Raw genomic sequence first — 15,019 nt, 5'->3', positions numbered from 1 at the left:
CTGCTAGTGAGTGCCTTGCTGGCGCAGCCATTGCCGTTTGAAAGGTTCGACCACGCCGTCGTCCCAGACTTGCACTTCGATGTACTCCTCGAAGTCTCCGAGCCAGTATTTCTCGTAGGTTTCTGGTCGTTCGTTCCTTGGCAGGCCGTGCAGGTTTACCAGCTCCTCTAGTTCATCGATGAAGTAAACCTTTTCGTAGTAGTCCTTACCTTTCGCCGTCATGGCGATAAAGCTGTCGGGAAAGGTCACGGAAACCGAGTCGCGAGGTAAGTCCTTGAGGTTTACTCTAAGTTCCTTGTGGCCTGAGTTGATGTGGCGGAACCATTCGGAGGTGCCGAGTACGAAGTAGTAAGGGCTCATCCATTTTGGCGTTCCGCCTTTCTTTTCGAACAAACGCTTGAGTTTGCTTTCGGCGGATGACCTCATTTCGAGGTACCTCATTCCATACCGTCGATTGTATCCGGGAGTCGTCTTGTGCTTGTTGAGCATCTCAAGGAAAACTGGGTTTTCGAGGTCTCCCTTCAAATCGGATAGGGATAGAAACGGTTGCCGATCTGGGAGGTAGTAGTGGCTGATGAAATCTGGGATCATTGTTCACGTTCTAGAGCCATCGCAGTCCTCGTTGCTTATCTGACAAGGTGTGTGATGACGATACCAACTTTAGCATCTCCACTACCGGACTCCCGCTCTGCTGCGTCCTTAAGCGATTCGTTAAGGTCCTGGCCCATAGTGGTACGGTCCATAAATGAAGATCGGAGTGAGGTAATTTATCACCACCACGAGGAAAGCCAGAGCCACAGACTTTATAGCCCTGGATCCAGTATCCTTGCTGATGATTCGCTTGTAGCTGAATACGGCGTAGGCCAAGAAGGCGATTAGGGTTCCGAACCAAACAATGAATCCTCCGATGACCGGGCCCCAATTCGAGGCGATTTTCATGTAGATGATGGTAGACAGTACCGTCGAAACGCCTATCAAACCGAGAACCTCGATAGGGATCCAAAGGTCGCGATCTGAATTTTTTGATTTCATCGTTCTGGTCGATGCTAAGCTCCGACGCCGCGGCTTGTGGGCGGTTTGGGTAGCTTATTGTATTTCCGGATCTCTTTGTAGTTTTGCAGGAGGGATACGTTTGCAGCAGTCCAAGGCTCTGGATCCACTTCGATCCAATCCGAAAAGCGTTTTCGCATGTCCTGAGGGTCTGCCCAGATGTGAGCTTCGATGTACCGGTACCAATGGTTCGTACGCCGGTTTTCCTCGAGGTAGCGGTCGATTTTGAGGGCTTCGCTCTGCGCTCTTAGCTCGTCGATGGTGAGCAGCTTACCAAAATAGGGATACTTCTCCTCCGTGTAGTCCTTTGGCAGCGGGTATCCAAAATAGCGCTTCACTTTTGTGTCGCTCAAGCGGACCAGAGGAAAGTGATCCGGGCACATGAAGGTAAGCTCAAAATCCGCAAAATAGTCTAGCGGAATTCGGATCTTGTAGGGATCCCGGTACAAACCACCCACCACGTCTGCGTTGCCAAGCACGGCGAAGTAAGGCCTTCGCTCGGCTTTCTTCCGGAACTTCTTTTCATAGAGTTCTATGAGAAGGTCGTCGGCCGCTTTTCGGTAGTCGAAGAAGTCCTTTCCGAAAAAGTAGCGATTGAATCCGGTCTCCGCGTCTTTCTCGCGTTCGATGATCGATTCGGTCGCGGCTTCGTCCAAATCGCAGATACTGAGAAAGGGTCCGACCTCGCGCTCGAAATAGTGGGTGATGTGGTTTTCGAATTCCATTCCTCTGTCGGCTCAATTCACTGTCCGTATGTGAAAGCGTGGATGGAGAGATGGCGATTTGTCTGCCCTCTTAAAACATTACGGTCTGACCAGTTTGGGGTATTCGGCTCACTCGGGGTCAAGCTCAATAACGACTTGTATATCTAATGATTTAAAGAAACTAAGAATTATCCTCGTTTATTTAATAGGACTGACTGGTTGGCGTAGTTATGTGAAGTCAGCATAGTGCTTAATATCTCCGCAATGTTTGCACCTCCATTTGTAGATGGCGGGACTTCCCCCTGGCTCATATCCCTCTTTGATTCGTCCAACGATTTCGTCGCCTAGACCATCGTCTTCAAAGGCCTTTTGGATCTGTTCCTTCGTCATCGCTTTCATTTCTGCTTTCGAAACATCACCATGAAACTCGCAAGCGTCGTCGCAGCATGAAAGCCAGACTTCTTGCTGCCAACTGTCAAATCCCGGCGTTTTCGTAGTTACTTCTTCAATAATCTCTTTTGAGATTCCATTCTCTGATAGAGGGTGGGAGTCTGAGAATATTGCGTTGAATTTAGCGGCAGCGCTTCCATCTGCAATGCACCAGGGGCAAAGGGCATCAACTTCGTCATGGCAATAAACGGAGGATTTGTACGCGTATCCGTGCGACTGCCCACAGCAGTCGCACGAGGCATCGTCCTTCTTGATTGCTCCTGTAGAAATCGGGTCTGGATGATACTTGAAAACCGGCAGCGAAGTGTAATCTCGACCTGGAGGCGGTTCGGCTGGAGGTCCCTTGGCCTCGTCCCTTTTTCCGAATAGTTTTCTTAGAAAACCCATGATCCTAAATTTTTGCTAACGTCGAGCTCAGTCGGCCAGCGATTGCGCTCGCTGGCTGCACGGCTTGTTAGACCTATTTTTGTTTGGGCGATACGACTGTGAAATCCCAACTTCTTTCCTTGTTGTAGACTATAACGTGTTCAAGACTCCATGTTCCCATTTCCTTTAATGCGTAGACCGCCGCAGTTGCTTCTTCTTTGGTTCCTTCCAACGTGAAGCTTAGATGTGCTTCTCCTTTCGGTCCACTGGTCGTTATGCTTCCTGTCACAAAATATCCCGGCTCAATGGGGAGTCCCAAATGTTCGATAACGTCTTCGTTTCGGCTAATTTCGGAAAGTGCCATCTCATAAGCTTCTCCCTTCATGCTTCCCATTATTGAGGTAAAAAGCAGGATGAAGAAGAAAGGGAATACGACGAATATAATAAGCAATCCTATACGTGTCCATGATCGCTGGACCCGCCGAAAATGTTCTACATCGTTCCATCTTCTATTTTGCCACGCCCATTCGTTTCCTTTGATTCCTAGCACAAATGGCATGATCATGTTTAGGAACGGAACAAAGCATAGGAGCGAAATGTAGGTTTTGTTTCCGATGCCCCAGAAGAGGTTTAGGAGGAAGGCTCCCCAATTCCAACCTTCTAATTCGGTGGGTAATACGGATGACTTGCCCATCCCAGAGGTGTTGTCTTCTTTGTTCATTCTTTATGCCAACAGTATTATTATGTGCTCGTAAATTTGTTGGTTGATCAACTGGGGGAATTTGCGGAGACGTTAATTTTACATTTACGAGCGGAGGTTTAGGTAAAACCTGCATGTTTGGGTTCGCAGTTGCAAGCGGCAACTTTGGGTCATAGCCCTTCGACCTGTCGTGCTCGCTCAAGGGAGTTCGCTTTGCTCCAAGGAGCTATGGATCACAAGGGATGGTAATCGGCTGGGCATTGCCCACGAAGGGCACGAAGCTTCACGAAGGATTCATAGGGCTAGACTTATCAATCTTTGTGAATCTTGGTGCCCTTCGTGGGAAATTCATTATGGCGGTGCGCAATCGATGAGCTAGGAGGTTTCGGGCGAGGCCGATTGCTGTTTTGGGTGTTGTAGTTTTATTATAACTACTCGATCACTGGGCTCTTGGTGGGAGACGTTTTCTAGTGACTTATTCGTTCGTTTTGTCGCACAAGACTCTGCAACGCGGCGGACTGGGCCAGTCCGCCCTACCTTAAAGAATCGTTTCCCAATGGTTGTGCTGCCTAGCTAAACGTAAAATGCTAGTGGCACGGGGAAAGCGTGTTCGGAGAACCCGCGCCACCTGGGGGGATTGATGGGTGCCCTACATCTCTTCTTCTAGCTTTTGGGCGATGTCGTGGGGGGAGCCGGTGTTTTTGGCGATGAGCTTGTAGGCGGCGGGGACGACTGGCTGTGAATTCTTTTCACACTTCAGGGGTGCCTCGTGAGGAATGCCAGGCTCTAACAACTTCGATGAGCTTAGGCTCGTCGAACACTCTGTACACGATTCGATAGTGTTTGAGTGGGATCTCCCTCAGTGAATCGATTCCAAACTCAGGAACAACGCGGCCTTTTCGGGGAAAACGAGACAGGGCTTTTGTTGCGTCGATTAGCGAATGACCGATCCGGCTCGCTGCAGACGGATCCTTCTCGGCGATGTACTCTACGATTTCCTTGAGGTCGAGTCTTGCTGATGGCGACCAAACTACTCGGAAATCCATGTTTGGAACTCTTTTTCGATCTCTTCGACAGGAATCCCTTTTCCGGAGTCAAGTTCGTCCAACCCTTTGCGTATGGCGGAAACGAAGTTGATTCGATCCTTAACAACCTCCCAATCAACGTCATCTGGGAGGTCGGTGATCGTTTTGATGGCCTGTTCCTTGATTGTCATGGGTTCACGCTACCGCAGAGGGCAGAAAAGTCGAATTTGGAATCTTCCTTCCCCAAACGCTAGTGCCTTATTCGTTTGTTTTGTCGCACAAGACTCTGCTGTGCGGCGGACTGGGCCAGTCCGCCCTACCTAAGAGAATTGTTTCCCAATGGTTGTGCTGCCTAGCTAAACGTAAAATGCTAGTGGGGACGGAGAGGGCGTGTTCGGAGAACCCGCGCCACCTGGGGGGCTTGATGGGTGCCCGACATTTCTTCTTCTAGCTTTTGGGCGATGTCGCGGGGGAAGCCGATGTTTTTGGCGATGAACTTGTAGGCGGCGGGGACGACAAGGAGGAGCATCTTTGCATTTTCTTGAGCTTCATCTTGCCTTGGAGGATTAGTCAGGCGGCTGGTCGCGGAACGAGACTGACCGCTGTTGTATCGAAGCGGTTGATACATCATTTCCTTTGTATTCCGAAGTTTGGATTACGCCTGTGGTGACGTAGTACCAAAACCCGAATGCCTTTTGTTCCTTCCGTGAAGAGAAGGTGGTAGGGGAATCTCTCCAAATCGGCTCTTCTGAGGTTTCCAGCCACTTTGTGGAATCGGGTTGGATGGTTTTCGATCTCATGGACCAGTGTGTCGAGCTCACGAAAGAAGCGGTCCGCTAGTGCAGAACCGCCTTCTTTTTCGTAGTACCGCAGGACAACCCTGAGATCTTGTTGGACTAGTCTGTGGAAAATCAACCCCACTACTCTCGACCCAGCTCTTTCTTCAGCTCGTTCCAACTGATTCCAGATGAGGGATTTGAGGAAAGATCAGCATCTCTTCTTAGAGCCTCGGAGACGCCTTCGTCTTCGTCGGAAAGAGTGGCTGGAAGTGAGTAGAGCAGTTCCGAAGCGAGAGCCGCTCTCTCGCTGTCGCTTAAGCCCATGGCCTCTGTCTTGAGTGTTTCCATACGTGACATGTCTGCGAGTCTGGAGAAACCACGGAGAGACGCGAACTCAATTTTCCGTCCAGCACTGAGTTCAAACGCGAACCTTGCGCGACTCATTAGCCGCGGCTTGTTGTGCCCTGCATGTTGAGGAGCTAATAAGTTGAGAGCGGCTACCGGATAACACCTTCCGTTTGTTTTGACGCAGGGAATCGCGTGACAAGCACGCTCCCACTGAATCTAGGGGATGAGCTGTGAGACGTAAAATACTATTGGGCACGGGACAGGCGTGTTCGGAGAACCCGCGCCACCTGGGGGGCTTGCTGCTTGTGCTACATCTCGTCTTCTAGCTTTTGGGCGATGTCGTGGGGGGAGCCGGTGTTTTTAGCGATGAGCTTGTAGGCGGCGGGGACCACGAAGAGGGTGAAGACGGTGGCGGCCAGGACTCCGGCGAGCACTACGATGCCGATGGCGAAGCGGGTTTCGGCTCCGGCGCCGCTGGAGACGATGAGCGGGACTGCTCCGGCTACGGTGGTAAGGCCGGTCATCATGATGGGGCGAAAGCGTACCTCGGACGCTTCTATGAGCGCTTTGGAAAACTCTACGCCCTCGTCTCGGAGCTGGTTCACGAACTCAACAATGAGGATCCCGTTTTTGGCAGCGAGGCCGACGAGCATGATGAGGCCGATTTGCGAATAGATGTTGAGCGTAGCGTCGAAGAGATAGAGTCCGAGCAAGCCGCCGCCGGTCGCCAGCGGTACGGTGAGCATGATGACGAAGGGATGGATATAGCTTTCGAACTGGGCGGCCAGCACCAGGAAGACCACGGCCAATCCGAGCAGGAAGACGAAAACCATGGAGCTTCCCGAGTTCACGAAGTCGCGGCTTTCGCCTTTGTAGTCGATGACGGCTTCTTGCGGCAGGTGCTCTCTCACAAGCCCTTCCAAGTGGGCAAGGGCTTCGCCGAGAGAGAAGCCGTCCGCGAGGTTGGCTTCCAGGGTGATGGCTCGCACGCGGTTGTAGCGGGAAAGCGTTTCGGCGGCGCCGTATTCACTGAGGCTGACAAGATTGGAGAGCGGTATGAGTTGGCCGGTTCTGGCGGAGCGTACGTAGATACTTTCGATATCGCTGAAGGAGCGTTGGTTGCTGCGTTCTCCTTCGACGACCACTTCGTATTCTTGTCCGTTTTCCAGGTAGGTGGTGATGTTCTTGCCGCCCATCAAGGTTTCCAGGGTGGTGCCGATTTCGGTAACGGTGACGCCGAGGTCGGCGGCGCGATCGTAGTTGACGGTGAAGTCGAGCTGCGGCCGCGTTTCCTTGTAGTCGCTGTCCAAGCCTTCGAAGCCGGGATTGTTCTCGTTGATCTTCTCAATGAGGATGTCCCGCCATTCGGCCAATTGGTCGTAGGTCGGCCCGCCGATCACGAATTGTACCGGTTTGCTGGTGCCGCCGCCGATGCCTTGGCGCATGATGGGAAAGGCCCGAATGCCCGGCAAGTCGGCGAGCTTTCCGCGTACCTCGGCGATGATATCGAATGCGGAGCGACGCACGGCCCAGTCTTCTAGGATTACGATTACAAAGCCGCTGTTGAAGTTTTCTATATTGCCGAATCCACGCGGAGCCCGCACCAGCAAACGCTTGAATTCGCCGCTCTCTACATAGGGCATGAGGCGTTCCTCGATAACGTCCATGTACTCTTCGATATAGCTGTAGCTGGATCCTTCGGGGGCGTTCACCATGATGAAGAAAACACCACGGTCTTCGGTCGGGCTGAACTCTTGGGTAACCTTAGTATAGAGCCAGGCCGTGCCAGCGAGCAGCAGGACGAAGACGAGGGTGGTGATCACCGGTACCTGCAGCACTCGATTCAGGCACTTTATATAAAGTCGCTTTTGAAATTCGAAGATGCGTTCGACCGACCTCAATACGAAGTTTCCTTTATCGTTCTCGTCCGTTTTCTTGAGGAGCTTCGATGCTAAAACCGGAACCAGCGTCAGGGCGACCAGCGAGGAAAACGCGACTGCGGCGGCGATGGTGAGGGCGAATTCGGTGAAGAGGCGGCCGATGTCGCCCTCGAGGAAGGTGATCGGCACGAAGACAGAGATCAAAACCAAGGTTGTTGCCACTACGGCGAAACCAACTTGGCGAGCCCCTCTGAAGGAGGCGACCAACGGCGTCTCCTTCAGCTCCACCATGCGGCGCACGATGTTTTCCAGCAGCACGATGGCATCGTCGACCACCAATCCGATCGCCAGCACGAGGGCCAGCAGGGTCAGGAGATTGATGGAGAATCCCAGGGCGTAGATGACGATGAAGGCGGCGATTATGGATACAGGAACCGTGACCGCGGGAATGAGCATTGCCCGCACGGTTCCCAAGAACATGTAGATCACGAAGACGACGCAGCCGATAGCGATGAAAAGGGTGATGTAGACTTCCTTGATGGAGGCTTTGATGAAGACGGACTCGTCGTAGCTCTGGGAAATCTTCATGCCTTCGGGCAGGCTTCTTTCCAGCTTCGCGGTGAGGGCCTTGACGGCGTCCGCCACGTCGATGGTATTGGCGGTGGACTGCTTGATGACGCCGATGCCGACCATGGGAATCCCGTTGCCGCGAAACATGATGCGATCTTCCTCCACGCCTTTTTCGATACGGGCGACGTCGCCGAGGCGTACGAGGTAACCATCGGCGCCGCGGGTGAGCACCAGCTTGGCGAAGTCTTGAGGCTCCTTGAAGCTGCGTTCTACGCGGGCCTTAAAGATGCGTTGATCCGACTGCAGGCTACCGGCGGGCAGTTCCACGTTTTCCGAGCGCAGGGCCCTTTCCACGTCGCTCACGGTGATGCCGCGAGCGGCCAAGGCTTGGCGATCGAGCCAGACCCGCATGGCGTAGTTCAGGCCGCCGCCCACGCGGATGCGAGCCACTCCGTCGAGAGCCGAATACTGGTCGACCAGGTAGCGTTCCGCGTAGTCTGTCAGCTCCGGCACGGTCATGGTTTCGCTGGAGAGGTTTTGCCAGATGATGACGTCGTCGTTGCTGTCGACCTTTTGCACCTCGGGCGGTTCGGCTTCTTCGGGAAGATTGTCTTGGATTCCGGATACGCGGTCGCGCACGTCGTTGGCGGCCTCGTTGACGTCGCGGTTGACGGAGAATTCGATGGTTACGCTCGACCGTCCGTCGCTGGAGGAGGATTGCACGAACTCGATGCCCTCCACGCCGGCGATGCGTTCCTCGATCAATTCCGTGATGCGGGTCTCGACGATGTTGGCCGGCGCCCCGGGGTATTCGACTTCCACGGTGACGATGGGCGGGTCGATGTCCGGATACTCGCGCAGCGACAGGCGGTCGAAGGAAACGATTCCAAACGCGATGAGCAGGAGGGAAATGACGCTCGCGAAGACGGGGCGTTTGACGGAGATGTCGGACAGTAGCATGGTCGCGCGGCGTTTAGTTGCTTGCGGTCTTGCCCTTGATCAGCGCGTCCAGCGATTCCCCGTTCTTCTCCACCGCCTTGATGGTGATGGGCGAGCCGTTGCGCAGGCGGAGGGTGCCGTGGGTGACGACTTGATCGCCGGCTGAGAGGCCGGAAAGGATTTCCGCCTCGCCAAAGCTGCGGGTGCCGATCCGCACCTTGCGGCGTTCGACGCTCAAGTTTTCTCCGGAGCCGGCCACGACGAAGACGAAGTGCTCGGGACCGTCCGTGACGATGGACTCCTCCGGCACCAGCAAGGCTTGGCGGGGATTTTTCTGCAGTTCGACCTTCATCAACAAGCCCGGCTTGAGCAGCCCCTCTTGGTTGTCGATCAGGGCCCGAGCTTGGATGGAGCGGGTGACCGGGTCGATGCGGCTGTCCACGTTGGCGATGGTTCCCTCGAAGACACGTCCCGGGTAAGCGGCTGACTCCGCCTCGATCGCGACTCCGGGCTTCAAGGTGGAGAGAAACACTTCCGGCACGGAGAAATCCAGTTTCATGACGCTGTCGTCGTCGATGGTAGCGATGATCGAACCCGGCTGGGCGAGGGCGCCGACGCTGATGTTCCGCAATCCCAATACGCCGTCGAAGGGCGCCTTGATGACACGTTGGTCGATGCGAGAGCGGATAGCCTGTATACGCGCTTTGGCACCCGCCACGTCGCGTTCGCTCTCCGTCAAGGCGGAGGTGGAGGCGGCGCCTTGCTCGATCAAAGGCTTCAAGCGCGCCACCTGGCGCATGGCTTCGTCCATGATGGACTCCTGCTCCGCGAGCTCGGCGAGCTCCTCCGCGGTATCCATTTCGAGCAGTACGACGCCTTTCTTGACGCGTTGACTGTCGTCGAAGGAGACGCGCTTGACGATCTCGGTGACCGAGGAGGTGAGCTCCACGCTTTCGTTGGCCTTCAAGGTGCCGAGGGCCTCCACCTCGTCGGCGTAGGCTTTCAAGCTGGCGACCTTTACGATGACGGGAGTGGGTGGGGCTGCATTGCCGCTGGCCTGGCCGTGAATCTGGGCGATGCACAAGTGAGCAAGTAGTGAAAATGTTAATACGCGCTTCATAGAGTAGATTCGTTTAAAGATTGTTGTGTCGTAGCGCTGTGCTTCAGCCAGCGACCGCGGAGCCCTTGGAGACTGTCCAATAAGTCGAGTCATAGTAGGGTTGGACCTTGGTCCAGACCGCGTCTTGCTGATAAACGGGGTTGCATTGCGGTCTGCAGCAAGCTGCAACCCTACTCGGAAGAGGCGTGGGTGTCTTATTGGGCTGTTTAAAAAGCTTGGCGCCGACAATGTGATGGTTCTGCAGGATCGAGCTGACGCGGCGTGTCGCTAGCGACAGCCCTACGGGGAGTTGAGGATCTTGCAAGGCGGCCGCGGGCTGAAGCGCGGCGCTACGTCCTGAGCGAACCGGTCCGCCGATGGCGCGGAAGAGTTCGATGCGGATTGCCAGCAGGTCGAGTTTGGCGGTGATCATGTTTCGCTCCACCGCTCGCAGCTCTTGCAAGGCGCTGATCACGGGCTGGTAGTCGTCGATCCCTTGGGTGTAGCGCCTTTCCGCCGCATTTACGGTGCGTTGCAGCAGGTCCTGTTGCTTGGCGAGCTTTTGCAGGAACTCGCTTTGCTTGGCTTCTCGTACCAGGGCGTTCTCCACGCTTTCCACCGCTTCGAGGAAGAGCTGGGTGAAAGCTGCCAAGCGCTGCTCGTAGAGGGCTTCGTTGCGCTGCACTTCTGCCTTGCGGGCGCCCCAGTCCAGGAGCGGTTGCACGAAAGACGCGGCTAGGGTGAAGACGGAGCCGGTAAAATTCGAGTCGTCGGAGTAGAGGAGGGAGGCGCCGAGAACGATGTTGGGGAAGCGGTCGGCGATGGCGGCTGCGATTTCGTGGTCGGCTGCCACCAACTCGGAGAAGGCGCTGCGCAAATCCGGGCGATTCAGCAGCAAGGACGCTGGCACGTCGATGGAAGGAAGGGCGCGGTCGAAGTCCAAGCTTTCCCCGTTGGCAACCCGAGGCTTCGCGTCCGGCGTTTGGCCAAGCAGGACGTCGAGGCGGTTTTCGAATACGGCCCATTGCGATTCGGCCACCGGGATCAAGGTCTCGCTCTCAGCCACGCGGACCTGTTGCTGCAGGACGTCCACGTTCGTGCCGACCCCGTTGTCGAGACGCAGCTGGAGGAGTCGCTCCAATTCGCGGTCCAGCGTTACTTGGGCGTTCAAGAGCTCGAGTCGCTCGCGGGCCGCGACCGCTCCGAAGTAGGAGTTGGCCACTGCGGCGCTCAAGGACAGTTGCAAGGCTTCCACGTCCGCGGCGCGGGCTTGGGCTTCGAGGCGATCTGCTAGGGCGACGGATCCGACCCGATTCCAGACGTCGACTTCCCAAGCGAGGGCAAGGCCCGCTTCCGCGCTGCCGCGTTGGGAGTCGCCGTCCTCCCAGTCTTGGGATCCGTTGCCTTCCAAGTTGAGCTGCGGCTTGCGTCCTGCTCCCGTGCGCCGAGCGAGCGACTCGGCCTGCTTCAGCACGGCTACCGATTGGGCGAGGCTGTAGTTTTGAGCCAAGGATTGCTCGATGAGCGAGGTGAGGGCGGGCCGTTCGAAGCTTTCCCACCAGGGACGAGCTGCGATTTCGCCTTGCGAGGAAATCGAATAGCTGGGCAGCGGACTGACTGCGGGAAGCCTCTGCGGAGGTTCTTGGTTGCGGGTGACGCAGCCTGCCATAAACAAGGCGGAAATCGAGATGCAAGTGGTTCCTAGGAATTTCATTTCGCAGTGATACTTGCGGGCGTGGACAGCCGTTTCGAAGCGCTTCGCAAGTGGGAAGCTAGACGCTTGAAGGCAAGGGGGCTATTGCAGCGAATTTCGCAGGGCAGGGGGTAGGGGTAGGGCTGACTGGCCCAGTCAGCCGCGATGCAAGATCGCAAAACGTGTCGGCTCGAAGGTTCAGTGCTCCGCGGCGGTCTGGGCAGTTCGGCACGCTCACCACGAACCAGACCGCCCTACCTTGTGCGACTGGTGGAGGTCGGTTGTGGGCTGGGGACTGTGCGGATCGCGAGCAAGCTCGCTCCTACGTTTCCGGCAGGAGGATGTCGTCGCCTTCGATGAGCATGAGGTCTTTTTTTTCCAAGGCGCCGTCGCGTTGGCTGAGGCGGAGGGCTTGGTTGCGGATGACTTGCTCGAAGAGGTTTCTCACGTAGCGGCCGTTGCCGAAGTCGACCTTGGGCTTCTGCAGCTCGTATTCAAAAACTTGATGCAGTTTCTTGCGGGCTTTTTCCGAGAGCTGGTACTCGTTGTTCTTGCAGAATATTTCGAAGATCTTCTCCAGCTCCTCGCTGGCGTAGTCGTCGAAGTGGATGGTCTTGCTGAAGCGGGAACGCAGGCCGGGGTTGGTTTGGATGAAAGATTCCATGTCGGCGGGATAGCCGGCTACGATGACGATGAGGCGGTCGCGGTCGTCTTCCATGCGTTTGACGAGCGTATCGATGGCTTCGCTACCGAAGTCGTTTTCGCCGCCGCTGAGCAGGCTGTAGGCTTCGTCGATGAAAAGGATGCCGTCGAGGGCGCTGTCGATGACTTCCGAGGTTTTCTTGGCGGTGTGGCCCACGTATTGGCCCACGAGACCCATGCGATCGGTTTCGACGAGGTGGCCGCTTTTTAGCACTCCGAGCTTTTGGTAGATCTTGGCGAGGATGCGGGCGACGGTGGTCTTGCCGGTGCCGGGATTGCCGGAGAAGACGAGGTGCAGGGAAAGAGGAGCGGTCTTAAGCTGGTGGCCTTCGCGTTGCTTTTGGATCTCCAAGAAGCGAGCCAGCTTTTGGATTTCTTCCTTAACCGCTTCCAGGCCGATGAGCTTCTCGAGTTTGGCGAGCTCGTCTTCGAGGGTGGAGTCGTCAGGTTCCGGTGGCCGGGCGTTGGGGGCGGATTTTGAGGTGGTGGGGGAGAAAAGGTCGGGGCCGTGGCGGTCGAAGAGTTGGCGGGCTTTTTCTTCGGCTTGGCGAGCGGCTGGGGCGTTGGGACCGAAGAGGGTGTCGCAGAGATTGGTGAGGAAGACTTGCTCGTCGGAGCTGAGGGAGCCGTCGGCGAGGGCGAGAGCGAAGCTGGCGGTAGCGATGGCTAGTCCGAGCTCGGGGCGTTCCTTGGCGGTGCGCAGCTGGGTGAGGTCGTAGCTGGGAAGGCTGTCGATGCGGGAGCGCAGCAGGCTGTCGTACATCTCGGACCAGCCGAGGGTTTGCGCGGCGCCTTCGATGAAGGCCCGTTCGGCGGCCACCGTATCGCCGTCGATGAGGGCGGTGATGAAGAGGGCGAAGCGGAGCTCGAAGTCGATCTCGAAGTCGGAGCAGGCGTAGCGTTTGACCAGCGTTTGCTTGAGTTCGGTGAAGCCTTGGAGGCAGAGCCGAGCGGCGGAGTGGGGATCCTGCATTTAGTAGATAGGGTTGGAGCTTGCTCCAGACCGCGTCATGCGGATGGGACAGTTCGATCCTGCAGTGCGGTCTGGACCAAGGTCCAACCCTACAATTGAGAAAGGGAGTGGCTTGCGAATACTAGACACTGGGGCCGCGGGTGATGGTTTGGCCGGAGACTTGGGCGGGGGCGAAGCGTTTTTCGATTTCCGCTTGTATTCGGGAAGCGATTACGGGGTCGCCGCAGGTGAAGATGTCGATGGCCGCGTAGCTGTGTTCGGGCCAGGTGTGCACTGCGATGTGGCTTTCGGCGATGACCACCACGCCAGAAAGTCCGTGAGGGCTGAATTGATGGAAGATGGGTTTCACCACGGTGGCTCCAGCCGCTTCGGCGGATTGCACGAGGGCAGTCTCGAGCGTGTCCTTTTCGAGCAGCAATGCAGCGGGGCACTGGTTGAGCTCGAGGAGGATGTGGGTGCCGAGGGCGTTGGCGGTGGTAGGGAGCATAGGTGGGTGTGGGAAGCGTGCTTATCGCGTGACAAGCACGCTCCCACAGAGTTTTTAGGCGTTGCCGAGCTTGGCTTTGAGGGCGGCGAGCTTGTCGTTGACGGCGGGGGAGGCGCTGCCGCCGGCTCCCATGTTTTCGAATTCCTTCTCGAGGGCGTCGCCGGATCCGCCGGAAACTTCGGCCAGCTCTTTGGCGGCGTCGGCTTCGTGGGACTGGCGCTCGGCTTTGGCCTTCATGCGGGCCATGAGGTCGTCGGCTTTGTTGTTGTTGGAGATGCGGGCCTTGGCTTCGTAGATGTCTTTCTTGACCTGGGCGGCCTTGCTCTGGGCGATGATGAAGTCTTTGTTGCGCTTAAACTCGGCTAGCTCGTCGCCCATTTTTACGATCTCTTTCTTGAGCTCGTCGACGGCGGCGCGCTGGGACTGCCATTGGGTTTCAAGAGTGCCGAGTTTTTGCTCGTGCTCGGTGGCGCGTTGCAGGGCGCGCACGGCGAGGTCTTCCTTGCCGGCCTTTAGGGCGAGTTCGGCCTTCTGTTCCCAGGAGAGCTTTTCGGCCTTTTCCTTTTCCAGCATGGCTTTGGTTTGGCGTTCGGTGGCGATGCAGCTTTGCACGGACTTCTTGGCTTCCATGATCTGCTTGTCCTTATCGCGGATGGCTTGCTCGAGCATGAGCTCGGGCTTTTCCATCTTGTCGACGACTTTGTTGGCGGCGGCTTGGCCGACTTTGAAGATGCGTGAGAAAATGCTCATTGTTCGAAAGGGGGCTGAGGGTTAGGCGTCCTTGACGGCGGGGGCGAGGAGTTCCTCGGCGCGGTCTACGGCGAGCTCGAGGGCGTCGAAGACGCTGAGGATTTCGTGGTCGTTGAGGCTGCCGGTTTCGCGGCTTTCCACCAGCACGAGGCGCGGGTCCTCGGGGTTGGTGTTGTTGATGCCGAAGCTGACGGGAAGGATTTCGGTGTTGAGGTCGAGCAGCTTGAAGTGGAGGGAGGCGTCGCCGAAGGCGTGCAGGTTGCCGAGGTCGACTTCGAAGTAGATGGCTTCTTCGCCCAGCTTGAGGAAGACGGGAAGCTCGTCGGCGCGGGTGACGCGGTAGATGTTGTTGCCAAGCTCCTCGACTTCGAAGCCGTTGAGCAGAAGGAAGCGCGAGAACTCTTCCTCTTTTTCGATCTTGATTTGGATTGTATTCATAAAGTGGTGATGGGTTTGGGCTTGGTTCTTTTTTTTAACCGATAAAGGGCGCGAATGAACGCGAAA

The 15,019-nt window shown here is 56.3% G+C and carries 17 protein-coding genes; all 17 read right to left on the bottom strand.

The window, feature by feature from the left end:
- Window positions 1-3: 3 nt before the first annotated feature.
- Window positions 4-591, bottom strand: coding sequence for a hypothetical protein (locus IEN85_RS15820; protein WP_191618074.1), 588 nt, complete (start codon window positions 589-591; stop codon window positions 4-6).
- A 120-nt stretch (window positions 592-711) separates the two neighbouring features.
- Window positions 712-1,032 (bottom strand): hypothetical protein, encoded by a 321-nt coding sequence (locus IEN85_RS15815; RefSeq protein ID WP_191618073.1) that lies wholly within the window; start codon window positions 1,030-1,032, stop codon window positions 712-714.
- Between the two features lie 14 nt (window positions 1,033-1,046).
- A complete protein-coding gene (locus IEN85_RS15810; RefSeq protein ID WP_191618072.1) occupies window positions 1,047-1,775 on the bottom strand; it encodes a hypothetical protein in 729 nt (242 codons plus the stop codon).
- Window positions 1,776-1,982: 207 nt separating this feature from the next.
- Complete coding sequence (locus IEN85_RS15805) at window positions 1,983-2,591, bottom strand: CbrC family protein (protein WP_191618071.1); 609 nt, start codon at window positions 2,589-2,591, stop codon at window positions 1,983-1,985.
- Window positions 2,592-2,664: 73 nt separating this feature from the next.
- Complete coding sequence (locus tag IEN85_RS15800; RefSeq protein ID WP_191618070.1) at window positions 2,665-3,291, bottom strand: cytochrome c oxidase assembly factor Coa1 family protein; 627 nt, start codon at window positions 3,289-3,291, stop codon at window positions 2,665-2,667.
- Between the two features lie 728 nt (window positions 3,292-4,019).
- The gene (locus IEN85_RS24990) at window positions 4,020-4,316 is read right to left on the bottom strand and encodes a type II toxin-antitoxin system RelE/ParE family toxin (RefSeq protein WP_191618069.1); all 297 of its coding nucleotides are present in this window, start codon (window positions 4,314-4,316) and stop codon (window positions 4,020-4,022) included.
- Window positions 4,301-4,486 (bottom strand): hypothetical protein, encoded by a 186-nt coding sequence (locus IEN85_RS15790; protein ID WP_191618068.1) that lies wholly within the window; start codon window positions 4,484-4,486, stop codon window positions 4,301-4,303. The genes IEN85_RS24990 and IEN85_RS15790 overlap by 16 nt, the downstream gene beginning before the upstream one ends.
- Before the next feature lie 179 nt (window positions 4,487-4,665).
- Entirely contained in the window at window positions 4,666-4,824 is a 159-nt protein-coding gene (locus IEN85_RS15785; RefSeq protein WP_191618067.1) for a hypothetical protein, read from the bottom strand.
- Window positions 4,825-4,922: 98 nt separating this feature from the next.
- Window positions 4,923-5,216: a type II toxin-antitoxin system RelE/ParE family toxin gene (locus IEN85_RS24905; RefSeq protein ID WP_343222542.1), complete on the bottom strand. Its 294-nt coding sequence runs from the start codon at window positions 5,214-5,216 to the stop codon at window positions 4,923-4,925.
- Window positions 5,216-5,431 carry an addiction module protein gene (locus IEN85_RS15775; RefSeq protein ID WP_191618065.1) on the bottom strand — a complete coding sequence of 72 codons (216 nt, stop codon included), beginning with the start codon at window positions 5,429-5,431 and terminating at the stop codon, window positions 5,216-5,218. The genes IEN85_RS24905 and IEN85_RS15775 overlap by 1 nt, the downstream gene beginning before the upstream one ends.
- A 299-nt stretch (window positions 5,432-5,730) precedes the next feature.
- Complete coding sequence (locus IEN85_RS15770; RefSeq protein ID WP_191618064.1) at window positions 5,731-8,832, bottom strand: efflux RND transporter permease subunit; 3,102 nt, start codon at window positions 8,830-8,832, stop codon at window positions 5,731-5,733.
- Between the two features lie 13 nt (window positions 8,833-8,845).
- Window positions 8,846-9,931, bottom strand: coding sequence for an efflux RND transporter periplasmic adaptor subunit (locus tag IEN85_RS15765; protein ID WP_191618063.1), 1,086 nt, complete (start codon window positions 9,929-9,931; stop codon window positions 8,846-8,848).
- 43 nt (window positions 9,932-9,974) lie between these two features.
- Window positions 9,975-11,624, bottom strand: a complete 1,650-nt coding sequence (locus tag IEN85_RS15760) for a TolC family protein (protein ID WP_191618062.1) — start codon at window positions 11,622-11,624, stop codon at window positions 9,975-9,977.
- Between the two features lie 301 nt (window positions 11,625-11,925).
- Window positions 11,926-13,278: an AAA family ATPase gene (locus IEN85_RS15755; RefSeq protein WP_191618061.1), complete on the bottom strand. Its 1,353-nt coding sequence runs from the start codon at window positions 13,276-13,278 to the stop codon at window positions 11,926-11,928.
- 121 nt (window positions 13,279-13,399) lie between these two features.
- The gene (gene speD / locus IEN85_RS15750; RefSeq protein WP_191618060.1) at window positions 13,400-13,765 is read right to left on the bottom strand and encodes an adenosylmethionine decarboxylase; all 366 of its coding nucleotides are present in this window, start codon (window positions 13,763-13,765) and stop codon (window positions 13,400-13,402) included.
- 54 nt (window positions 13,766-13,819) lie between these two features.
- Window positions 13,820-14,515: a PspA/IM30 family protein gene (locus IEN85_RS15745; protein ID WP_191618059.1), complete on the bottom strand. Its 696-nt coding sequence runs from the start codon at window positions 14,513-14,515 to the stop codon at window positions 13,820-13,822.
- Window positions 14,516-14,536: 21 nt separating this feature from the next.
- Entirely contained in the window at window positions 14,537-14,953 is a 417-nt protein-coding gene (locus tag IEN85_RS15740) for a hypothetical protein (protein ID WP_191618058.1), read from the bottom strand.
- Window positions 14,954-15,019 lie beyond the last annotated feature (66 nt).

Origin of the sequence: Pelagicoccus enzymogenes, assembly GCF_014803405.1 — a bacterium.
Classification (GTDB): domain Bacteria; phylum Verrucomicrobiota; class Verrucomicrobiia; order Opitutales; family Opitutaceae; genus Pelagicoccus; species Pelagicoccus enzymogenes.
Note: the sequence above shows the minus strand (reverse complement) of the source record. Positions and strands in the feature narration are given on the sequence as shown.